This window comes from Pseudonocardia aurantiaca (genome assembly GCF_039526725.1).
GTDB classification, from domain to species: domain Bacteria; phylum Actinomycetota; class Actinomycetes; order Mycobacteriales; family Pseudonocardiaceae; genus Pseudonocardia; species Pseudonocardia aurantiaca.
On sequence record NZ_BAAAJG010000025.1, the window covers coordinates 274,534 to 295,648 of the forward strand.

The 21,115-nt window shown below is 70.2% G+C and carries 18 protein-coding genes; 15 read left to right on the plus strand and 3 right to left on the minus strand.

What is annotated here, in order from left to right; translation table 11 throughout:
* Positions 1-16 precede the first annotated feature (16 nt).
* From ABD143_RS29940 to ABD143_RS30010, 15 genes are all read left to right on the plus strand, one after another.
* Positions 17-382 (plus strand): NADH-quinone oxidoreductase subunit A, encoded by a 366-nt coding sequence (locus ABD143_RS29940; protein WP_343984799.1) that lies wholly within the window; start codon positions 17-19, stop codon positions 380-382.
* A gap of 1 nt (position 383) precedes the next feature.
* The gene (locus ABD143_RS29945) at positions 384-947 is read left to right on the plus strand and encodes a NuoB/complex I 20 kDa subunit family protein (RefSeq protein WP_343984800.1); all 564 of its coding nucleotides are present in this window, start codon (positions 384-386) and stop codon (positions 945-947) included.
* A 6-nt stretch (positions 948-953) separates the two neighbouring features.
* On the plus strand, positions 954-1,805 hold the full coding sequence (locus ABD143_RS29950; protein WP_343984801.1) for an NADH-quinone oxidoreductase subunit C: 852 nt from the start codon (positions 954-956) through the stop codon (positions 1,803-1,805).
* 55 nt (positions 1,806-1,860) lie between these two features.
* Positions 1,861-3,177 carry an NADH-quinone oxidoreductase subunit D gene (locus ABD143_RS29955; RefSeq protein WP_343984802.1) on the plus strand — a complete coding sequence of 439 codons (1,317 nt, stop codon included), beginning with the start codon at positions 1,861-1,863 and terminating at the stop codon, positions 3,175-3,177.
* The gene (nuoE, locus tag ABD143_RS29960) at positions 3,174-3,977 is read left to right on the plus strand and encodes an NADH-quinone oxidoreductase subunit NuoE (protein WP_343984803.1); all 804 of its coding nucleotides are present in this window, start codon (positions 3,174-3,176) and stop codon (positions 3,975-3,977) included. The genes ABD143_RS29955 and nuoE overlap by 4 nt, the downstream gene beginning before the upstream one ends.
* Positions 3,977-5,311 (plus strand): NADH-quinone oxidoreductase subunit NuoF, encoded by a 1,335-nt coding sequence (gene nuoF, locus ABD143_RS29965; protein WP_343984804.1) that lies wholly within the window; start codon positions 3,977-3,979, stop codon positions 5,309-5,311. The genes nuoE and nuoF overlap by 1 nt, the downstream gene beginning before the upstream one ends.
* Entirely contained in the window at positions 5,308-7,758 is a 2,451-nt protein-coding gene (locus tag ABD143_RS29970) for an NADH-quinone oxidoreductase subunit G (RefSeq protein ID WP_343984805.1), read from the plus strand. Before nuoF ends, ABD143_RS29970 begins: the two co-directional genes overlap by 4 nt.
* 23 nt (positions 7,759-7,781) lie before the next feature.
* Positions 7,782-9,071, plus strand: coding sequence for an NADH-quinone oxidoreductase subunit NuoH (nuoH, locus tag ABD143_RS29975; protein WP_343985015.1), 1,290 nt, complete (start codon positions 7,782-7,784; stop codon positions 9,069-9,071).
* A complete protein-coding gene (gene nuoI / locus ABD143_RS29980; protein WP_343984806.1) occupies positions 9,072-9,614 on the plus strand; it encodes an NADH-quinone oxidoreductase subunit NuoI in 543 nt (180 codons plus the stop codon).
* Positions 9,611-10,465 (plus strand): NADH-quinone oxidoreductase subunit J, encoded by an 855-nt coding sequence (locus ABD143_RS29985; protein ID WP_343984807.1) that lies wholly within the window; start codon positions 9,611-9,613, stop codon positions 10,463-10,465. Before nuoI ends, ABD143_RS29985 begins: the two co-directional genes overlap by 4 nt.
* Positions 10,462-10,761: an NADH-quinone oxidoreductase subunit NuoK gene (nuoK, locus tag ABD143_RS29990; RefSeq protein ID WP_343984808.1), complete on the plus strand. Its 300-nt coding sequence runs from the start codon at positions 10,462-10,464 to the stop codon at positions 10,759-10,761. Before ABD143_RS29985 ends, nuoK begins: the two co-directional genes overlap by 4 nt.
* 84 nt (positions 10,762-10,845) lie before the next feature.
* Positions 10,846-12,801, plus strand: a complete 1,956-nt coding sequence (gene nuoL / locus ABD143_RS29995; protein WP_343985016.1) for an NADH-quinone oxidoreductase subunit L — start codon at positions 10,846-10,848, stop codon at positions 12,799-12,801.
* Positions 12,798-14,417, plus strand: coding sequence for an NADH-quinone oxidoreductase subunit M (locus ABD143_RS30000; protein ID WP_343984809.1), 1,620 nt, complete (start codon positions 12,798-12,800; stop codon positions 14,415-14,417). The genes nuoL and ABD143_RS30000 overlap by 4 nt, the downstream gene beginning before the upstream one ends.
* On the plus strand, positions 14,414-16,009 hold the full coding sequence (gene nuoN / locus ABD143_RS30005; RefSeq protein WP_343984810.1) for an NADH-quinone oxidoreductase subunit NuoN: 1,596 nt from the start codon (positions 14,414-14,416) through the stop codon (positions 16,007-16,009). Before ABD143_RS30000 ends, nuoN begins: the two co-directional genes overlap by 4 nt.
* A 4-nt stretch (positions 16,010-16,013) precedes the next feature.
* Positions 16,014-17,015 carry a polyprenyl synthetase family protein gene (locus ABD143_RS30010; protein ID WP_343984811.1) on the plus strand — a complete coding sequence of 334 codons (1,002 nt, stop codon included), beginning with the start codon at positions 16,014-16,016 and terminating at the stop codon, positions 17,013-17,015.
* A gap of 166 nt (positions 17,016-17,181) precedes the next feature.
* Here ABD143_RS30010 and ABD143_RS30015 read toward each other — a convergent pair whose 3' ends face one another.
* The 3 genes from ABD143_RS30015 to ABD143_RS30025 form a co-directional block, all read right to left on the minus strand.
* The gene (locus tag ABD143_RS30015) at positions 17,182-18,255 is read right to left on the minus strand and encodes a 2-oxoacid:ferredoxin oxidoreductase subunit beta (protein WP_343984812.1); all 1,074 of its coding nucleotides are present in this window, start codon (positions 18,253-18,255) and stop codon (positions 17,182-17,184) included.
* Positions 18,252-20,201 (minus strand): 2-oxoacid:acceptor oxidoreductase subunit alpha, encoded by a 1,950-nt coding sequence (locus ABD143_RS30020; protein WP_343984813.1) that lies wholly within the window; start codon positions 20,199-20,201, stop codon positions 18,252-18,254. The genes ABD143_RS30015 and ABD143_RS30020 overlap by 4 nt, the downstream gene beginning before the upstream one ends.
* 137 nt (positions 20,202-20,338) lie before the next feature.
* Positions 20,339-21,094 (minus strand): enoyl-CoA hydratase, encoded by a 756-nt coding sequence (locus tag ABD143_RS30025; RefSeq protein WP_343984814.1) that lies wholly within the window; start codon positions 21,092-21,094, stop codon positions 20,339-20,341.
* Positions 21,095-21,115 lie beyond the last annotated feature (21 nt).

Below are 21,115 nucleotides of genomic sequence, written 5' to 3' on the forward strand. Positions count from 1 at the left end.
CGACGAGGGTGACCGGATGCTCGATCCCTACCTCCCGCTGGTGCTGCTGTTCGCACTGGCCGCGGCGTTCGCGCTGTTCTCGGTGACGGCTGCGCCGTACGTCGGGCCTCGTCGCTACAACCGCGCGAAGCTCGACGCCTACGAATGCGGCATCGAGCCGTCGCCGGAGCCCGTGGTCGGCGGCGGCCGCATGCCGGTCGCCTACTACCTGACCGCGATGTTGTTCATCCTGTTCGACATCGAGATGGTCTTCCTCTACCCGTTCGCCGTCAGCGCCGACGCCCTCGGCCTGTTCGGGCTGGTGGAAATCGTGCTGTTCATCGTCACGGTCGGCTTCGCCTACATCTACGTGTGGCGGCGCGGCGGGCTGGATTGGAACTGAGATGGGTCTCGAAGAGCACCTGCCCAACGGCGTGCTGCTGACCAGCGTCGAGAAGCTGGTCAACTGGACGCGCAAATCCTCGCTCTGGCCCGCCACCTTCGGTCTGGCGTGCTGCGCGATCGAGATGATGACCACCGGCGCACCCCGCTACGACCTCGCCCGGTTCGGCATGGAGGTCTTCAGGGCCTCGCCACGCCAGGCCGACCTGATGATCGTCGCGGGCCGCGTGAGCAACAAGATGGCGCCGGTGCTGCGGCAGATCTACGACCAGATGCCGGAGCCGCGCTGGGTGCTCGCGATGGGTGTCTGCGCCTCCTCGGGCGGGATGTTCAACAACTACGCGGTGGTGCAGGGCGTCGACCACGTCGTGCCCGTCGACATGTACCTCCCCGGCTGCCCGCCCCGGCCGGAGATGCTGATGGACGCGATCCTCAAGATCCACGCCAAGATCATGGACGAGCCGCTCGGCGCCAAGCGCGCCGCCGAGCTGGCGGCCAGCGGGCACAAGACCGAGCTGATCCCGTCCTCGATCAAGTACGCCCAGAAGAACTCGGCAGGGAAGTGACGGACCATGCCTGACGAGACCGCCGGCGCAGCCGGCACTTCCAAGGAGTCGGCCGAGCCGACCGGAGGACCCCAGTCCTCGGCCGAGCAGAGCGGCGCCGACGCCGCTGAGCAGCGCGCCCGCGGTGGCCAGGAGCCGGAGGGGGGCGAGGTCGAGCCTTCCGTCAACGGCGACGGCACCTCTCCCGAGGGCGGCACGCGGGTAGCGCCAACTCGTGAGCGGCGCGGCATGTTCGGTGTCAGCGGCTCCGGCGACACCTCCGGCTTCGGCGGCCTGCGGCTGCCCGGGCACGTCCCGGCCCCGGCCGAGCGGCCCTTCGGCGGCTGGTTCGACGACTTCGCCGACGACTTCGCCGACGCGCTCTCCGATCGCGGCATCCCGCGCTCGGCGGTGCAGCAGATCACGATCGACCGCGGCGAGATCACGTTCTACGTGCGCCGCGAGAGCATCGTCGAGCTGTGCCGCACGCTGCGCGACGAGGAGGACCTGCGTTTCGAGCTGTGCTCCTCGGTGTCCGGTGTGGACTACGGCGAGGACGTGCCGCAGCGCCTGCACGTCGTCTACCACCTGACGTCGATGACCTACCGTCGCCGCATCCGGCTGGAGGTCGCCGTCGACGTGGACGACGCGCACGTGCCGAGCGTCGTCGAGGTCTACCCGACGGCCGACTGGCACGAGCGCGAGACCTGGGACATGTTCGGCATCGTCTTCGACGGCCACCCGGCGCTGACCCGGATCCTCATGCCGGACGACTGGGAGGGGCACCCCCAGCGCAAGGACTACCCCCTGGGCGGCATCCCGGTGGAGTACAAGGGCGCGGAGATCCCGCCCCCAGATCAGCGGAGGTCGTACACGTGACCAGGTTTCTGGCGCGGAGATCCCGGCAGCGCCTCGATCAGGAGAGGTCGTACACGTGACCACTGAGTACGACGCGTACGCCCCGGAGCGCGAGACCACCGAGGGCACCGTCTACACCGTCACCGGCGGCGACTGGGACACGTTCCTCGACGACGAGCACGACGACCGCATCGTCATCAACATGGGTCCGCAGCACCCGTCCACGCACGGTGTGCTGCGGCTGGTGCTGGAGCTCGAGGGCGAGACGGTCACGCAGGCCCGCTCGGTCATCGGCTACCTGCACACCGGCATCGAGAAGAACTGCGAGTACCGCACCTGGACCCAGGGCGTCACCTTCGTGACGCGCATGGACTACCTGGCGCCGCTGTTCAACGAGGCCGCGTACTGCCTGGGCGTCGAGAAGCTGCTCGGCGTCGAGGTGCCGCGCCGGGCGCAGGTCGCCCGCGTGCTGCTGATGGAGATCAACCGCATCGGCTCGCACCTGGTGGCGCTGGCCACCGGCGGCATGGAGCTGGGCGCGCTCACCGGCATGACCGCCGGGTTCCGCGAGCGCGAGGAGGTGCTCCACCTCCTGGAGTACCTGACGGGGCTGCGCATGAACCACGCGTTCATCCGCCCCGGCGGCCTCGCCCAGGACCTCCCGGAGGACTGGGCCGAGAAGGTCACCGAGTTCATCAAGATCATGCGTAAGCGGCTCCCGGACTACGACAAGCTGCTCACCGGGCAGGCCATCTGGCGCCAGCGCCTGGAGGGCGTGGGCTACCTGCCCGTCGACGGCTGCCTCGCGCTCGGCGCGACCGGCCCGATCCTCCGGGCGGCCGGGCTGCCGTGGGACATGCGCAAGGTCGAGCCGTACTCGGGGTACGAGGAGTACGACTTCGAGGTGCCCACGGCCACCGAGGCCGACTGCTACGCGCGCTACCGGCTGCGCGTCGCGGAGATCCACGAGTCGCTCAAGCTCATCGAGCAGGCCGCGGCGAAGATGGAGCCGGGCCCGGTGATGGTCGAGGACCGCAAGATCGCCTGGCCCGCGCAGCTGTCGATCGGTGCCGATGGCATGGGCAACTCGCTCGAGCACGTCCGCAAGATCATGGGTCAGTCGATGGAGTCGCTGATCCACCACTTCAAGCTGGTCACCGAAGGCTTCTCCGTCCCGGCCGGGCAGGTCTACCTGCCCGTCGAGTCGCCGCGCGGCGAGCTGGGCTTCCACCTGGTGTCCGACGGCGGCACGAGGCCCGTGCGCGTCCACGTGCGGGACCCAAGCTTCGTGAACCTGCAGACGATGCCGGCGATGAGCGAGGGCGGCATGGTCGCCGACGTCATCGCGGCCGTCGCGTCGATCGACCCCGTCATGGGAGGTGTGGACCGGTGACTCTCCCCGAGGGAAACCCGGAGATGAACAGCCCGGCCGCCGCGGCGCCGGAGGAGGTCGTGTGGGACGCCGTCGTCGAGGACGCCGGCCCGGTCGTCCCGAAGTTCGACGAGCTCACCCGCCGGCGCACCAAGGAGATCATCGCCAAGTACCCGCAGTCGCGGTCGGCGCTGCTCCCGCTGCTGCACCTCGTGCAGTCGGTGGAGGGTCACGTCAGCCAGGACGGCATCCGGTACTGCGCCGACGCCCTGGAGCTGACCACGGCGGAAGTCTCCGCGGTGGCCACCTTCTACACGATGTACAAGCGCAACCCCTGCGGTGAGCACCTCGTGAGCGTCTGCACCAACACGCTCTGCGCGGCGCTCGGCGGCGACGCGATCTACGGGCGCCTCAAGAAGAAGCTCGGCGTCGGCCACGAGGAGACGGCGGGCGAGCCCGGGTCTCCCGGCTCGATCACGCTGGAGCACGCCGAGTGCCTCGCGGCCTGCGACCTCGCGCCGGTGCTGCAGGTCAACTACGAGTACTACGACAACCAGACCGTCAAGTCGGCGGAGGAGCTGGTGGACGCGCTGCAGCGCGGCGAGCGTCCCGCGCCCACCCGCGGCGCCCCGCTCACCGACTTCAAGACGGTCGAGCTGGAGCTGTCCGGGATCCTGCCCGACCTGGAGCGCAGTGTGGAGGGCCCGTCGACCGCGCCGGAGACGGTGCGGGGCGCGCAGCTCGCCGCCGAGCGCGGTTGGGTGGCCCCGCCGATGCCCGACTCGCCTCCCGCGTTCCCTGCGCTGCCGGAGAAGAACTGATGAGCACTCCTGCCAAGACCCCGGACCCGCTGACCCCGGTGCTCACCCGGCGCTGGCAGTCGCCGCGCTCGTGGTCGATCGAGACCTACGAGCAGCTGGAGGGCTACCAGGCCCTGCGGTACGCGCTCACGGCCCAGCCCGACCAGCTCATCCAGCTGGTGAAGGACTCCGGGCTGCGTGGCCGAGGCGGCGCGGGCTTCCCCACGGGCATGAAGTGGAGCTTCATCCCGCAGGGTCCCACCGGCCCCGGCGCCAAGCCCAAGTACCTCGTGATCAACGCGGATGAGGGCGAGCCGGGTACCTGCAAGGACATCCCGACGATGATGGCCGACCCCCACTCCCTGGTGGAGGGCTGCATCATCACGAGCTACGCGATCCGCGCGAACTTCTGCGCGATCTACGTGCGCGGCGAGGCCCTGCACTGCATCCGCCGGGTGCGCAACGCGGTGGACGAGTCCTACCGGGCCGGCTACCTCGGCAAGGACATCCTCGGCTCCGGGTTCGACCTGGACATCGTGGTGCACGCCGGGGCGGGCGCCTACATCTGCGGCGAGGAGACGGCTCTGCTCGACTCGCTGGAAGGTCGTCGCGGTCAACCGCGCCTCAAGCCTCCCTTCCCGGCCACGTCGGGGCTGTACGCCTCCCCGACCGTGGTGAACAACGTCGAGACGATCGCCTCTGTTCCCGCGATCGTGCAGGGCGGCAGCCAGTGGTTCCGCGCCATGGGCACCGAGAAGAGCCCCGGCCCGAAGATCTACTCGGTGTCCGGGCACGTCGAGCGGCCCGGCCAGTACGAGGCCCCGCTTGGCATCACCCTGCGCCAGCTGCTGGAGCTCGCGGGCGGCATGAAGGACGGCGTCCCGCTCAAGTTCTGGACGCCGGGCGGCTCGTCCACCCCGATCTTCACCGCCGCGCACCTCGACGTCCCCCTGGACTTCGAGGGTGCCGCAGCCGCCGGCTCGATGCTGGGCACCACGGCGGTGCAGGTCTTCAACGAGACCGTGTCGGTGCCGTGGGCGGTCATGAAGTGGACCGAGTTCTACAAGCACGAGTCGTGCGGCAAGTGCACGCCGTGCCGCGAGGGCACGTACTGGCTGGTGCAGATCCTCGAACGGATGGTGCACGGCGAGGGCACCGAGGCCGACGTCGAGACGATGCTCGACATCTGCGACAACATCCTCGGCCGCTCGTTCTGCGCGCTCGGTGACGGCGCCACCAGCCCCATCACGAGCGCCATCAAGTACTTCCGCCAGGAGTTCCTGGACCTCATCGCGGAGCAGCCCGCGGTTGCGCGTCCGGAGCAGCTGGACGATCTGGTTGGAGCCCAGGCATGACGATCGCACCGGAGAAGATGGAGGCGCGGCCCGTCCCCGAGGGCCACGTCCGCCTGACGATCGACGGGCAGGAGGTCGACGCACCTAAGGGCGAGCTGCTCATCCGCACCTGCGAGCGGCTCGGGATCATCGTCCCGCGGTTCTGCGACCACCCGTTGCTCGACCCGGCCGGCGCCTGCCGCCAGTGCCTCGTCGAGGTGGAGATGGGCGGCCGGCCGATGCCGAAGCCGCAGGCCAGTTGCACGATGACGGTCGCGGACGGCATGGTCGTCAAGACGCAGCACTCCTCCCCGGTGGCCAAGAAGGCCCAGGAGGGGGTGATGGAGCTGCTGCTCATCAACCACCCCCTCGACTGCCCCATCTGCGACAAGGGGGGCGAGTGCCCCCTGCAGAACCAGGCGATGAGCACCGGCCGCACCGACTCGCGGTTCATCGAGACCAAGCGGACCTTCCCGAAGCCGCTCCCGATCTCCAGCCAGGTGCTGCTCGACCGCGAGCGCTGCGTGCTCTGCCAGCGCTGCACCCGGTTCTCCGAGGAGATCGGCGGTGACCCGTTCATCGACCTGCTCGAGCGCGGCGCCAACCAGCAGATCGGCGTGGCCGACGACAAGCCGTTCCAGAGCTACTTCTCCGGCAACACCATCCAGATCTGCCCCGTGGGCGCGCTCACCAGCGCCGCCTACCGGTTCCGCTCCCGCCCGTTCGACCTCGTCTCCACCATGGGCGTCGACGAGCACAGCGCGAGTGGTGCCGCATTGCGCATCGACACCCGGCGTGGTGCCGTGATGCGTCGCCTGGCGGGCAACGACCCGGAGGTCAACGAGGAGTGGATCGACGACAAGAGCCGGTTCGCGTTCCGCTACCTCACCTCGAAGGGCCGGATCACCCGGCCGATGGTCCGCGGCGCCGACGGTGTGCTGGCTGAGACCTCGTGGACGGAGGCGCTGCGGGTCGCGGCCGAGGGCCTGCTCGCGGCGCGCCCCGGCGGCATCGGCGTGCTCGCAGGCGGCCGGCTCACCGTCGAGGACGCCTACGCCTACGGGAAGTTCGCCCGGGTCGCGGCCGGCACCAACGACGTCGACTTCCGCGCCCGGCCGAACTCCACCGAGGAGCTCGACTTCCTCGCCTCGCACGTCGTGGGCCAAGGCCCGGAGACGCTCAGCTACACCCGGCTGGAGGCCGCGCCCGCGGTGCTGTGCGTCGCTCTTGAGCCGGAGGAGGAGGCGCCGATCGTCTTCCTGCGGCTGCGCAAGGCGGCCCGGAAGCACGGCCAGCGCGTCTTCCACCTCGGCCAGTGGACCACTCCCGCCGTGGAGCGCACCTCGCTGCAGCTCGGAGCGGCCGCCCCGGCTGCGAAGGACAACCTCATCCCGGCGGTGCCCGGGGCCGAGGCAGCGGTCCTCTCCGAGCTGCCGGAGCACGTCGTCGAAGCCCTCAGGGGTGGCGGCGTGATCCTGGTCGGCGAGCGGGCCGCCGAGGTGCCCGGCCTGTACTCCGCGGTGGCGGCACTGGGTGCGCGCACCGGCGCGGCGATCGGCTGGGTGCCGCGCCGGGCCGGCGAGCGCGGCGCCGTCGAGGCGGGCGCGCTGCCCACGCTGCTGCCGGGCGGGCGCGCGGTCACGGACGCCGCGGCGCGCGCCGAGGTCGAGAAGGTCTGGGGCCTCGCGGCGGGCACGCTGCCGGTCACCCCCGGCCGCGACACCGACGAGATCCTGGCGGCCGCGGCCAACGGCGAGCTGGCGGGCCTGGTGGTCGGCGGGGTCGACCCCACCGACCTGGCGGACCCGGCCACGGCGCTCGCCGCCCTGCGTGAGGTGGGTTTCCTGGTCAGCCTGGAGCTGCACGCCTCGGCGGTCACCGAGCTGGCCGACGTCGTGCTCCCCGTGGCGCCCGACGCCCAGCGCGCCGGCTCCTACGTCAACTGGGAGGGCAGGCTCCGCGAGTTCGGGCCCGCCCTCGACGCGAGCGGCGTGCTCCCCGACTGCCGGGTGCTCGACACCCTGGCCGTCGAGATGGACGTCGACCTGTTCACCCAGACCCCGGCCGCCGCGGCCGGGGAGCTGGATCGGCTCGGCCTCCGCGCGGGCGCAGCGCCGGCCGCTCCGACCGTTCCGGCCGTCGAGCCGCTGCGTCCGGGTTTCGGGCAGGCGGTGCTCGCGACCTGGCGCCAGCTGGTGGACGACGCCTCGCTCGCGGTCGACGAGCCCGCGCTGGCGGGCACGGCCCGGCCGGCGTACGTGCGGATCAACGCGGCCACGGCCACCGTCCTCGGCCTCACCGAGGGCGAGTCGGCCACGGTGCGCACGGCAAGCGGGGCGATCACGCTTCCGGTGGCGCTGGCCGACCTGCCTGACGGCGTGGTCTGGCTGCCGGGGAAGTCCGGTGACTCCCGGGTCCGCGCCGTTCTCGGCGCCGGGCACGGCGACCTGGTGGGGGTGACGGCGTGAATCTGGCTCAGGCCCAGGAGGGCATGACCCGCACGCAGCAGCTGCTGGCCGACGACCCGCTCTGGCTGGTGCTGCTCAAGGTGGTGGCGCTGTTCGCGATCGGTGTGTTCCTGACGCTGTTCATGATCGTCCTGGAGCGCAAGGTGGTGGGCCGGATGCAGCAGCGTCCGGGCCCCAACCGCACCGGCCCCGGCGGGTGGCTGCAGTCCTTGGCGGACGGCCTCAAGCTGGCGTTCAAGGAAGACATCATGCCGGCGATGGCGGACAAGAAGGTGTTTTTCATCGCCCCGGTGATCTCCACGATTCCGGCGTTCGTGGCGTTCTCGGTGATCCCGTTCGGCGGCGAGGTGTCGATCTTCGGTGAGCCGACGGTGCTGCAGTTGGTGGACCTGCCGGTCGGGGTGCTGGTGGTGCTGGCGTGTTCCTCGATCGGGGTGTACGGGATCGTGCTGGGCGGTTGGGCGTCCGGCTCGCCCTATCCGCTGCTGGCGGCGCTGCGCAGTGCGGCGCAGGTGATCTCGTATGAGATCGCGCTGGGGCTTTCGATCGTGGGGGTGATCCTCTACTCCGGGTCGCTGTCGACCGCGGACATCGTGTCGGCGCAGTCCAGCGGCTGGTATGTGGGGTTGTTGCTGCCCAGTTTCGTGGTGTTCGTGATCGCGATGGTGGGGGAGACCAACCGGGCGCCGTTCGACCTGCCGGAGGCGGAGTCGGAGCTGGTGGGTGGGTTCCACACGGAGTACTCGTCGTTGAAGTTCGCGCTGTTCTTCTTGGCCGAGTACGTCAACATGGTCACGGTCTCGGCGATGGCGACCACGCTGTTCCTGGGGGGTGGGCAGTGGCCGTGGCCGTTGTCGTTCCTCAACGCCAACGGCTGGTTGCAGTTCGTGGCGTTCCTGATCAAGACGTTCTTGTTCTTGTTCGTGTTCATCTGGTTGCGCGGCACACTGCCCCGGATGCGGTATGACCAGTTCATGCGGCTGGGTTGGAAGGTGCTGGTCCCGGCCAGTCTGGTGTGGATTCTGGCGATCTTCGCGGTGCGGGCGTTCCGGTCGAGCGGGGGCAGCACGGCGTCGTTGATGATCGGGATCGGGATCGCGCTGGCGGCGTTGTTGGTGGTGGCGTTCCTGGTGCCGGACCGGAAGGTCCCGACCGAGCAGGTCGAGCTGGCCTCGGACTACCCGGTGCCACCCCTGGACCTCGCCGTGCCCAGCCCCTCCCGGCACAAGCTGCGCCGTCGCGAGGTCAAGGCCGCGGACGACACGCGCGAGCCCGCGCTCACCGGGGGCGTCTCCCGGAAGGAGAACGAGTAGATGTTCGAGTTCTTCAAGGGCTTCGGCGTCACCTTCGGGACGATGTTCAAGAAGGTCGTCACCGAGGAGTACCCCGAGAACTTCCCGCCCGCCGCGCCGCGCTACCACGGCCGGCACCAGCTCAACCGGCACCCGGACGGGCTCGAGAAGTGCGTGGGTTGCGAGCTCTGCGCCTGGGCCTGCCCGGCCGACGCCATCTACGTCGAGGGTGGTGACAACACCGAGGAGGCCCGCTACTCGCCCGGCGAGCGGTACGGCGCGATCTACCAGATCAACTACCTGCGCTGCATCGGCTGCGGGCTCTGCATCGAGGCCTGCCCCACCCGGTCGCTCACGATGACCAACTTCTACGAGATGGCCGACGACAACCGGCAGGACCTGATCTACACGAAGGAGCAGCTGCTCGCGCCGCTGCTGCCGGGCATGGAGCAGCCGCCGCACCCCATGCGGCTCGGTGAGAACGAGCAGGACTACTACGTGCAGGGTCCGGTGCTCGCCCGCAAGGGTGCGGCGAACGACCCGGTGGGGGAGCAGGTCAAATGACTGTCGATCTCCTCGCCCAGGCGCCGCTGGCGCAGGCGCCGGACGTCGTGTCCACCGGCGAGGCCGTGGTCTTCTGGATCCTCGGCCCGCTCGCGCTGCTCGGCGCGCTGGGCATGGTGCTTGCGCGCAACGCGGTGCACTCGGCGCTCGCGCTGGTCGGCACCATGTTCTGCATCGCGGTGTTCTATATCGTGCAGCAGGCACCGTTCCTCGGCTTCGTGCAGATCATCGTCTATACCGGCGCGATCATGATGCTGTTCCTGTTCGTGCTGATGATGGTCGGCCGGGACAGCTCCGACTCGGTGGTGGAGGTGCTGCGCGGCCAGCGGCTCGCGGCGCTGATCTTCGGCCTCGCACTCGCCGTGCTGCTCGTGGCCGCCGTCGGGCGCGCGCTCACCTCCGTCACGTCGGTCGGCCTGGCCCAGGGCGCCGCCGGCTCGAACGGCAACGTCACCGGGCTCGGAGCGCTGATTTTCACGCGCTACCTGTTCGCGTTCGAGCTCACCTCTGCGCTGCTGATCACGGCAGCACTCGGCGCGATGGTGTTCGCCTACGCACAGACCCGCAGCCACGCGAAGCGCACCCAGCGCGAGACCGTGGAGGCGCGACTGCGCGGCGAGCACGACCGGATCTCCCCGCTGCCGGGGCCCGGCGTCTTCGCCACCGGCAACTCCGTCGCGGTGCCGGCCATCCTCCCGGACGGCTCGATCGCCCCCGAGTCCATCTCGGCCATCATCGACGCCGCTCCCGTCCGGCCGCACGACGAGCCGCACCCCGACGCCCACGCGCTGACCGGCGGCCGGCCGGACGGCGCCGACCACGACGACCGTGAAGGGGACGAGGCGCGGTGACTCCCACCAACTACCTGCTGCTCTCGGCGCTGCTGTTCTCCATCGGCGCCGTCGGCGTGCTGGTCCGGCGCAACGCCATCGTCGTCTTCATGTGCATCGAGTTGATGCTCAACGCCGTCAACCTGTCGCTGGTCACGTTCTCGCGGATCAACGGCGCGCTCGACGGCCAGGTGATGGCGTTCTTCGTGATGGTCGTGGCTGCGGCAGAGGTCGTGGTCGGTCTCGCGATCATCATGTCGATCTTCCGCACCCGCCGCACCGCGTCCGTCGACGACGCGAACCTGCTCAAGTACTGACTTCGAGAACTGCCGCGACAAAGGAGTGCTCCCCGTGCTCAGCCCACGCCACTGCCGCCGACCTGAGGTGGACCGGTGAACGCCGTGCTCGCGGCCGCCGAGCTGCCAGAGGTCGGGACGGCCACCGGCGCCGCGTCCCTCGCCTGGCTGCTGTTCGCGCTGCCCGCACTCGGGGCGCTCGTGCTGTTCGTCGCCGGGCGGCGCGCCGACGCGTGGGGACACCTGCTCGGCGTGCTCACCGTCGTCGCGTCGTTCGTCGTCGGCCTCGTGATCTTCTTCGAGACCGTCGCGCTGGACCCCGCGCAGCGCACCCGGGAGATCTCGCTCTACGACTGGATCTCGGTCGGGGCGCTGCACGTCGACTTCGGACTGCGGGTCGACCCGCTGTCGATGACGTTCGTGCTGCTCATCACCGGTGTCGGGGCGCTGATCCACATCTACTCCACCGGCTACATGAAGCACGACCCCGGCCGTCGCCGGTTCTTCGCGCAGCTCAACCTGTTCGTCGCGGCGATGCTCCTGCTCGTCCTCGGCAACAACTTCGTGATGCTCTACCTCGGCTGGGAGGGCGTCGGCCTGGCGTCCTACCTGCTGATCGGCTACTACCAGGACCGCCCGTCCGCGGCCACGGCCGCCAAGAAGGCGTTCCTCATGAACCGCGTCGGTGACGTCGGGCTGGCGATCGCGATCTTCCTGCTCTGGTCGAACCTCGGCACGCTCGAGTACACCCAGGTCTTCGAGCGGATCGGCACCCTCGACAGCGGCACCATTCTCGCGATCGCGGTGCTGCTCTTGCTCGGCGCGTGCGGCAAGTCCGGCCAGTTCCCGCTGCAGTCCTGGCTGCCGGACGCGATGGAGGGCCCGACCCCGGTCTCGGCCCTCATCCACGCGGCGACGATGGTCACCGCGGGTGTCTATCTCATCGCCCGGACGAACCCGATCTACAACCTGACCGAGACGGGCCGGCTCGTCGTGGCGCTGGTCGGCCTGATCACGGTCCTCATCGGGGCGATCATCGGCTGCGCGTACGACGACATCAAGAAGGTGCTCGCCTACTCCACGGTGAGCCAGATCGGCTACATGATGCTGGCCGTCGGGCTCGGCCCGGCGGGCTACGCGCTCGGCATCTTCCACCTGCTCACCCACGGCTTCTTCAAGGCGGGGCTCTTCCTCGGCGCGGGCTCGGTGATGCACGCGATGAACGACGACGTGGACATGCGCCGCTACGGCGGGCTCGCCCGGTACATGCCCATCACGTTCGTGACGTTCGGGCTGGGCTACCTCTCGCTGATCGGCTTCCCGTTCTTCTCCGGCTACTTCTCGAAGGACGCGATCATCGAATCCGCGTTCACGCAGCCGGGCTGGCAGGGCTGGGTGTTCGGCGGCATGGCCACCCTCGCCGCCGGGATCACCGCCTTCTACATGACCCGCCTGATGCTGATGACGTTCTTCGGCGAGAAGCGCTGGCAGAACCTGAAGGCGGCCGACGGCAGCGACTATCACCCGCACGAGTCGCCCTCGTCGATGACGGTCCCGATGATCGTGCTTGCGTTCGGCTCGGTGTTCGCTGGATTCCTGCTCTACAACAACCACGTCCTCTACGACTGGCTCGCACCGTCGCTCGGCCCGCTGGAGGAGCACGAGGGCGGTGCGATTCCGCACGCTCTCGTTCCGTGGATCGTCGTCGCGTTCTCCGCAGTCGGTGTGCTGATCGCGATCCTGACCGTCGGACGGCACCGGGTCCCGGTCGAGCGGCCGGAGCCGGTCTCGCTGCCGGTGCGTGCAGCCCGGCGTGACCTCTACGCCAACGCCGTCAACGAGACGCTCATCGCGCGGCCGGGCACCTGGCTCGCCCGGTTCCTCGTCTTCGTCGACAACCGCGGAGTGGACGGCGTGATCAACGGCACGGCCGCCCTGCTCGGTGGCAGCTCCGGACGCCTCCGGCGGCTGCAGACCGGATTCGTCCGCTCCTACGCGCTCTCGATACTCGGCGGCGGCGTGCTCGTCGTCGCCGCGCTCCTGGCGGTGCGGTTCTCATGAACACCGGAGGCAGTGTGCTTCTCCTGATCCTGCTGGTGCTGCCGCTCGTCGGCGCTCTGGTGGTGGCGCCGATCAAGGACAACGCGCGGCTCGCGAAGCTCGTCGCGTTCGGGTTCGCGCTGGCGTCGCTCGTGGTCACCGCGGTGGCCTGGTTCTCCTACTCCGTGACCGCCGCCGCGGGCGGCTCCCGGTTCCAGCTCGAGCTCTCGGTGCCCTGGATCCCGGCGTTCGGCACGCGGTTCGCGCTCGGCGTCGACGGCATCGCGCTCGTGATGCTCGCCCTGATCGCGGTGCTCGTGCCGATCGTCATGGGCTTCTCCTGGAACGAGAAGATCCCCGAGGGGCGCACGACATCGGGCTTCTTCGCCCTGCTGCTCGCCACGCAGGGCCTGCTCGTCGGTGTCTTCGCCGCCACCGACGTGTTCCTGTTCTACGTGTTCTTCGAGGCCATGCTGATCCCGATGTACTTCATGATCGGGCGCTTCGGGGGGCCGCGCCGGCAGTACGCGGCGGTGAAGTTCTTCCTGTACTCGCTGCTCGGCGGGCTGATCATGCTGGCCTCGGTGATCGGCCTGTACGTCGTGAGCGGCGCGCGCCTCGACCAGGCGAGCTTCTCCTGGACCGAGCTCCAGTCGATCGCCTCGACCGTGCCCGAGTCCACGCAGATCTGGCTCTTCCTCGGTTTCTTCGTGGCGTTCGCGATCAAGGCGCCGCTGGTGCCCTTCCATACCTGGCTGCCCGACGCGGGTGCGGAGGCGCCGGTCGGGGCGGGTGTGCTGCTCGTCGGTGTGCTCGACAAGGTCGGCACCTTCGGTTTCCTGCGCTACTGCCTGCCGCTCTTCCCGCTGGCGTCGCAGCGGCTCGCTCCGCTCGTGCTCACGCTTGCCGTCGTCGGGATCCTCTACGGCGCGCTTCTCGCCGTGGGGCAGACGGACATGAAGCGGTTCGTGGCCTACACCTCGATCGCGCACTTCGGGTTCATCGCGCTGGGGATCTTTGCGTTCTCCACGCAGGCGTTCGCCGGTTCCGCGCTCTACATGGTCAACCACGGCATCTCGACGGGCATGCTCTTCATCGTGGTCGGCCTGGTGATCGCCCGCGGGGGATCGCGGCTCGTGACCGACTACGGCGGCGTGCACAAGCTCGCGCCGCTGCTGGCGGGCACATTCCTGATCGCCGGCCTCTCGTCGCTGGCGCTGCCTGGCACCAACTCCTTCGTCAGCGAGTTCCTGGTGCTGGTCGGCTCCTTCCCGCGCGAGCCGGTCTACACGATTCTGGCCACGGTCGGGATCATCTTCGCCGCGCTGTACGTGCTCTGGACCTACCAGCGCGTCATGCAGGGCCCGGTGCGCGGCGCGGCAGTGCTCGGCGCACTGGAGCGCGGCGGGGCGGGCGGCCCTGGCACCATGCTCGACCCCGCGGTCAGCGCCAAGCGCGGCAGCAGCGGTTTCCCCGACCTGTCCGGGCGTGAGATCGCGGTGCTGACGCCGCTGATCGTGCTGGTCATCGTGCTCGGCTTCTTCCCGGGCCCGGTGCTCCATGTGCTCGAGCCGTCGGTCGTGGCCACGTTGAACGAAGTGGGTCTCCCCGACCCGGTGGGAGGAATTTCCCGGTGACGACGCTCGCACAGGGGGCGCTGTCGGCGCCTCCCATCGACTACGGAGCGATCGCCCCGCTGCTGATCGTGCTGGGCGCGGGGTGCATCGCCGTGCTTGTGGAGGCATTCCTGCCGCGCCACCAGCGCTGGCCCGCCCAGGTGGCGCTGTCCGTGCTCACGATCGGCGCCGCGGGCGTCGCGCTCGGGATTTACGCCGGCTCCGCCGGTCCTGAGGGCTTCACCACGCTCGGCGACGCGCTCGCGATCGACCGGCCCACGCTCTTCATGTGGGGCACGCTGCTCGCACTCGGCCTCGGCAGCCTGCTGCTCATCGCCGACCGCTCGGTCGAGCCGGGTGGGGCGATCGTGGCGTCCGCGGCGGCGCGCGCTGCCGTCGGGGGCGGCACGGGCGGGCTCGCCGAGCCCCCGGAGGACCGCTCCTACGGGCCGCCCGGGCTGGCGCCGACCATGCAGACCGAGGTCTTCCCGTTCACGCTGTTCGCGCTCGGCGGGATGATGACCTTCGTCGCCGCCAACGACCTGCTGACCATGTTCATCGCGCTCGAGGTGCTGTCGCTGCCGCTCTACCTGATGTGCGGGCTGGCCCGGCGCCGCCGCTTGCTCTCGCAGGAGGCGGCCGTCAAGTACTTCCTGCTCGGCGCGTTCTCGTCGGCGTTCTTCCTCTACGGCCTCGCCCTGATCTACGGCTTCGCCGGCTCGGTGCGGTTCACCGACATCGCCGAAGCGGCTGCCGGCTCGCCGGTCTCCGACACCCTCCTGTTCGGCGGGCTCGCCCTGCTGGTGGTCGGCCTCATGTTCAAGGGTTCCGTCGGCCCGTTCCACACCTGGACGCCGGACGTCTACCAGGGCGCGCCGACCCCCGTCACCGCGTTCATGGCCGCCTGCACGAAGGTCGCCGCGTTCGGCGCGATCCTGCGAGTGCTGCACGTCGCGTTCGGTGACACCCGGTGGGAGTGGCGGGGTGTGCTCTGGGCAGTCGCGATCGCGTCGATGATGATCGGCGCCGTGATCGGTCTCACCCAGACCGACATCAAGCGCATGATCGCCTACTCGTCGGTGGCGCACGCGGGCTTCTTGCTTATCGGTGCGATGGCCGTCACGGAGCAGGGTGTCTCCGGCACGCTCTTCTACCTGCTGGCATACGGCTTCACCACACTGGCGGTGTTCGGCGTGATCAGCCTGGTGCGCGACGCGGACGGCGAGGCCACCCACCTCTCGCAGTGGGCCGGGCTCGCAAAGCGTTCGCCGATCGTGGCCGGGGTGATGACGTTCCTCCTGCTCGCCCTCGCCGGTATCCCGCTGACCAGCGGGTTCACCGCCAAGTTCGCCGTGTTCGCGGCGGCCCTCGGCGACGGGATGGCGCCCCTCGTGGTGATCGCACTGATCGCGAGCGCGATCGCCGCGTTCTTCTACATCCGGGTGATCGTGCTCATGTACTTCAGCGAGCCGGCGCCCGACGGGCCGACCGTCACCGTCCCCGGCGCGTTCACGACCGCCGCCATCACGCTCGGCGTCCTGATCACGCTGCTCCTCGGGATCGCCCCGACGCTGGCCTTGAACTGGGCCAGCGGCGGTGGCTTCGTAGGCTAGGTCCGTGAGTTCCAATGCGATCGCCGGTGTCGAGCTAGGGGACCCCCAGCTCGGCGCCGCCACGGAGACGGCCCTGGCGCGGGTGGAGGAGCTGCTGCACCGCGAGGTGCACAGCGACTACCGGTTCGTCACCGAGACGTCGATGCACCTCATCGACGCAGGTGGCAAGCGGTTCCGGCCGCTGTTCACGCTGCTCGGGGCACACGTCGGGCCAACACCCGAGGCCGACGAGGTGTTCACGGCCGCGGCCGTGGTCGAGCTGGTGCACCTGGCCACGCTCTACCACGACGACGTGATGGACTCGGCCACCATGCGCCGCGGCGCGGAGAGCGCCAACTCGCGCTGGGACAACAGCGTCGCGATCCTCACCGGCGACTTCCTCTTCGCGCACGCGTCGCGGCTCGTCGCCGACCTCGGCCCGCTGGCCGTGCGGATCATCGCCGAGACCTTCGCCGAGCTCGTCACGGGGCAGATGCGCGAGACCCGTGGGCCGGGCCCTGACGAGGACCCGGTGCAGCACTACCTCACGGTCATCGCGGAGAAGACCGGCTCGTTGATCGCCACTTCCGGGCGCTTCGGCGGGATGTTCTCCGGCTGCCCGCCGGAGCACGTCGAGGCGCTGCGCCGGTTCGGTGCCACCATCGGCACCGCCTTCCAGATCTCCGACGACATCATCGACATCGCCTCGCCGTCCGACAGCTCAGGCAAGACGCCCGGCACGGACCTCCGCGAGGGTGTGCACACGCTGCCGATGCTCTACGCGATGCAGGAGTCCGGCGCCGACGCCGAGCGGCTGCGGGTGCTGCTCGCACGCCCGATCACCGACGACGCCGAGGTGGCTGAAGCGCTCGACCTGCTGCGCGCGGGCCGCGGCCTGGGCAGGGCCCGCGACTACCTCGCGGGCCAGGCGGGCGCCGCCCGCGCCGAGCTGGAGAAGCTCCCGGTCTGCCCCGCCACCGAGGCGTTGGCCGCGCTGACGACCTATGTGGTCGATCGCACCGGGTGAGCCGGCCTTCCGGCCCTGGTGTCGCGCAGTAGGCCCGAGCTGATCAGGCGCTCCTACCTGACGTGCGCGCCGAGCCCTGACCCGACGGCCCGCCGTCCGATTCCGCCGACGGCGCCACCTCGCCGTCGGCGGACCCGATCAAGGCCAACACCGGCGCGGGCCGCTCCTAGCCGGCGACAGTCCAGGTGTCACGGCCATTCAGCAGCGCCTGCAGGTCACCGGTGCCCTTCGCGCGGGCCGCGGCAACCTGCTCGCGGGTGGCGTCGTCGTAGGCGGGCCGCTCGACGCTGCGGAAGATTCCCGTCACCGCGTGCGTGAGGTTCTGGTCGGACAGCCGTGAGAGCGCGAAGGCCAGGTTGTGGTCGGTGGCGTCGTGCACCACGACCTGCTCCGGACCCACCTCGTCGACCTTCGCGACCCCGAGCCCGAAGCCCTCCTGCACGACCGCGAAGCTGCCCAGCCCGTCCTCGGCGGCGGGGCCGAAGCGGATCGGCTCGCCGTGGGTGAGGGGGATGAGGCGCTCCTCGACGTCGTCGCCCTTGCGGAGCACGTCGAAGCTGCCGTCGTTGAAGATCGGGCAGTCCTGGAAGATCTCGACGAGCGCCGTGCCGCGGTGTGCCGCGGCCGCCCCCAGCACTGCGGTGAGGCCCTTGCGGTCGGAGTCGAGCGCCCGGCCCACGAACGTGGCCTCGGCGCCGAGCGCCAGCGAGATCGGGTTGAAAGGGTGGTCCACCGAGCCCATCGGCGTGGACTTGGTGACCTTGCCCTCCTCGCTGGTGGGCGAGTACTGGCCCTTGGTGAGCCCGTAGATCCGGTTGTTGAACAGCAGGATCTTGAGGTTCACGTTGCGGCGCAGCGCGTGGATCAGGTGGTTGCCGCCGATCGAGAGCGCGTCGCCGTCACCGGTGACGACCCAGACCGACAGGTCGGGCCGAGTGACGGCCAGCCCGGTGGCGATCGCCGGGGCGCGGCCGTGGATCGAGTGCATCCCGTAGGTGTTGAGGTAGTACGGGAACCGCGAGCTGCAGCCGATACCGGAGACGAACACGGTGTTCTCGCGCTTGATCCCCAGCGAGGGGAGGAACTGGCGCACGGCGGCCAGCACGGCGTAGTCACCGCAGCCGGGGCACCAGCGCACCTCTTGATCGGAGGTGAAGTCCTTGGCGGTCTGCTTCTCGTCGGTGGTCGGAACGCCGTCCAGGCCGCCGAGCGAAGGAAGGCCGAGGTCGATCGCGCTCATGATGCGTGCACCCCGTTGATGCGTCCTGCGTTGACTTGCTCGGTGTCGAGCCCGGTGGGGTCGAGGTGGTCCAGGAACACGTTCTGCAGCTCCTCGGCCTTGAACGGCAGGCCCGACACCTTCGTGTAGCTCTTGACTTCGGTGAGGTAGCGACCGCGCAGGAGCAGGGCGAGCTGGCCGAGGTTCATCTCGGGCACCAGCACCGTGCGGTAGCGCGCGAGCACGTCGCCGAGGTTGGCCGGCAACGGATGCAGGTGGCGCAGGTGCGCGGTGGCGACCTGGCGGCCCATGGCCCGCACCCGCCGCGCCGCGGCTCCGATCGGCCCGTACGTCGAGCCCCAGCCCACCACCAGCAGCTCGGCGTCGCCGGTGGGGTCGTCCACCTCGACGTCGGGCACGGTGATCCCGTCGATCTTCGCGGCCCGCAGCCGGACCATCCGGTCGTGGTTGTCCGGGTCGTAGGAGATGGAGCCGCGGCCGTCGGACTTCTCGAGGCCACCGATCCGGTGCTCCAGACCCGCCGTGCCGGGCACAGCCCACGGGCGCGCGAGCGTGGTGTGGTCGCGCAGGTACGGCCAGAACTCGCCGGAGCCGTCGGGGGCGTTGGGCCCGGTGGCGAAGCCGGGGTCGAGTGTGGGCAGCGCCGACGCGTCGGGCACCTTCCACGGCTCGGAGCCGTTGGCGAGGGAGCCGTCGGAGAGCAGCAGCACCGGCGTGCGGTACGTGACGGCGATCCGCACGGCCTCCAGCACGGCGTCGAAGCAGTCACCGGGCGAGCGCGGCGCAATGATCGGCACCGGTGCCTCGCCGTTGCGGCCGAACATGGCCTGGAGCAGGTCGGCCTGCTCGGTCTTGGTGGGCAGGCCGGTGGACGGACCCCCGCGCTGCACGTCGACGACGAGCAGCGGGAGCTCCAGCGCGACGGCCAGGCCGATCGTCTCGGACTTGAGCGCGAGGCCCGGGCCCGACGTGGTGGTGACGCCCAGCGCGCCGCCGAACGCGGCGCCGAGCGCCGCGCCCACACCCGAGATCTCGTCCTCGGCCTGGAACGTGGTGACGCCGAAGGACTTGTGGCGCGCCAGCTCGTGGAGGATGTCCGACGCCGGGGTGATCGGGTACGAGCCGAGAAACACCGGCAGCCCACTCGTCTGGCCTGCCGCGATGATCCCGTAAGCGAGCGCCGAGTTGCCGGTGATCTGGCGGTAGGTGCCGACGTCGAGCTTCGCGGGCGCCACCTCGTAGGTGACGGCGAACGCCTCGGTGGTCTCCCCGTACGCGTGGCCCGCCCGGAAGGCGAGGATGTTGGCCTCGGCGAGTTCGGGACGGCGCGCGAACTTCTCGCGCAGGAACCGCTCGGTGCCCTCGTGCGGGCGGTGGTACATCCAGGACAGCAGGCCGAGCGCGAACATGTTCTTCGCGCGCTCCGCGTCCTTCTTGGACAGACCCGTCTCTTCCAGCGCGCCCCGCGTCAGCGTCGCCATCGCCACGGGGAACACCGCGTACTGCTCGAGCGATCCGTCCTCGACGGGGTCGGACGCGTAGCTGACCTTCGTGAGGTTGCGCTTCGTGAACTCGTCGGTGTTGACGATGAGCGTGCCGCCCGCAGGCAGATCGCCGATGTTGGCCTTGAGCGCGGCCGGGTTCATCGCGACGAGCACGTCGGGGCGGTCGCCGGGCGTGAGGATGTCGTAGTTCGCGAAGTGCAGCTGGAACGACGACACGCCGGGCAGGGTGCCGGCAGGTGCCCGGATCTCAGCGGGGAAGTTGGGGAGCGTCGAGAGGTCGTTGCCGAACGCCGCCGTCTCGGAGGTGAAGCGGTCGCCGGTGAGCTGCATCCCGTCGCCGGAGTCGCCGGCGAACCGGATCACGACTCTGTCGCGCTGGAGCACCTCGCGGCCACCGCCGGACTGCGCGGATGATGGATCGACGGCGGTGTCAGAAGTCATTCGAGGTCAGGTCCTCGGGTCGACGGGGCGTGCTTTGTAGTGAGGGTCGCTTTTGGAGACTAGCTCTCCTGCCGACGAAATGTCGTCGCGACCCGGGGCATGTCACATACGTCCGTTCGCAGATCCGCAACGCTGCGTTACCGGTCCGACCTGCTGATCCGTGCCTGGAGCGCGGCGAGCCGCTCGCGGAACTCGGGCGACTGCACCGACGCCGCCTGGGCCCGCACCTCGATCTCCACGGCGTCTGCCTGGGCCGTGATCCCCGACGTCAGCTGGAGGGTGGCCTTGGTCGTGCGGACGAGATCGGGCGGCGCCGCGGCGGCGTTCGCGGCGAGCTCGACCGCCGCCGCGACCACGTCGTCGGCGACACGGTGGACGAGCCCGATCCGCGCGGCCTCGGCGGCGTCCGCGACGTCACCGAAGAGCGTGAGCGCGGCGGCCCGCTGCGGGCCGAGCGCACGCTGGACCATCCACGTGTAGCCGCCGCCGGGGTGCAGGCCGAGCGGGAGGAACCGGGCGTCGAACCGAGCATGCGGACCGGCGAGGCGGAGGTCGCAGGCCAGCGCGAGGTTGAGGCCCGCGCCGACGGCCGCGCCGTTCACCGCGGCGACCGTGGGCAGCGGGCACTCGGCGACGGCGAGGAACCCCGCGTAGACGGTCTGGAGCGTCGCCGGGTCGGCCGTCGCCAGCTCGCTCAGGTCGCCGCCCGCGCAGAAGGCGGGGCCCTCGCCGGTGATGACGATCGCGCCGACGCCCTCGTCGGCAGCTGCGCAGCGCACGGCGTCGGCGAGCTTCTGCGACAGCTCGATGTTGAGCGCGTTGCGTCGCTCGGGGTTCGACAGCGTCAGCACGGCGACGCGGTCGGTGATCTCGGTGCGGACGTCGGTGGCCATCCGGGCATCCTGCCTGCCGCC

Excerpts from the sequence above, each read along its gene's own strand:
- nuoI (WP_343984806.1), top strand. The coding sequence starts at position 9,072 with ATGTTCGAGTTCTTCAAGGGCTTCGGCGTCACCTTCGGGACGATGTTC.
- ABD143_RS30025 (WP_343984814.1), bottom strand. The coding sequence starts at position 21,094 with ATGGCCACCGACGTCCGCACCGAGATCACCGACCGCGTCGCCGTGCTG.
- ABD143_RS29945 (WP_343984800.1), top strand. The coding sequence starts at position 384 with ATGGGTCTCGAAGAGCACCTGCCCAACGGCGTGCTGCTGACCAGCGTC.
- nuoH (WP_343985015.1), top strand. The coding sequence starts at position 7,782 with ATGACCCGCACGCAGCAGCTGCTGGCCGACGACCCGCTCTGGCTGGTG.
- ABD143_RS29940 (WP_343984799.1), top strand. The coding sequence starts at position 17 with ATGCTCGATCCCTACCTCCCGCTGGTGCTGCTGTTCGCACTGGCCGCG.
- nuoF (WP_343984804.1), top strand. The coding sequence starts at position 3,977 with ATGAGCACTCCTGCCAAGACCCCGGACCCGCTGACCCCGGTGCTCACC.
- ABD143_RS29970 (WP_343984805.1), top strand. The coding sequence starts at position 5,308 with ATGACGATCGCACCGGAGAAGATGGAGGCGCGGCCCGTCCCCGAGGGC.
- ABD143_RS30000 (WP_343984809.1), top strand. The coding sequence starts at position 12,798 with ATGAACACCGGAGGCAGTGTGCTTCTCCTGATCCTGCTGGTGCTGCCG.
- ABD143_RS30020 (WP_343984813.1), bottom strand. The coding sequence starts at position 20,201 with ATGACTTCTGACACCGCCGTCGATCCATCATCCGCGCAGTCCGGCGGT.
- ABD143_RS29950 (WP_343984801.1), top strand. The coding sequence starts at position 954 with ATGCCTGACGAGACCGCCGGCGCAGCCGGCACTTCCAAGGAGTCGGCC.
- ABD143_RS30015 (WP_343984812.1), bottom strand. The coding sequence starts at position 18,255 with ATGAGCGCGATCGACCTCGGCCTTCCTTCGCTCGGCGGCCTGGACGGC.
- ABD143_RS29985 (WP_343984807.1), top strand. The coding sequence starts at position 9,611 with ATGACTGTCGATCTCCTCGCCCAGGCGCCGCTGGCGCAGGCGCCGGAC.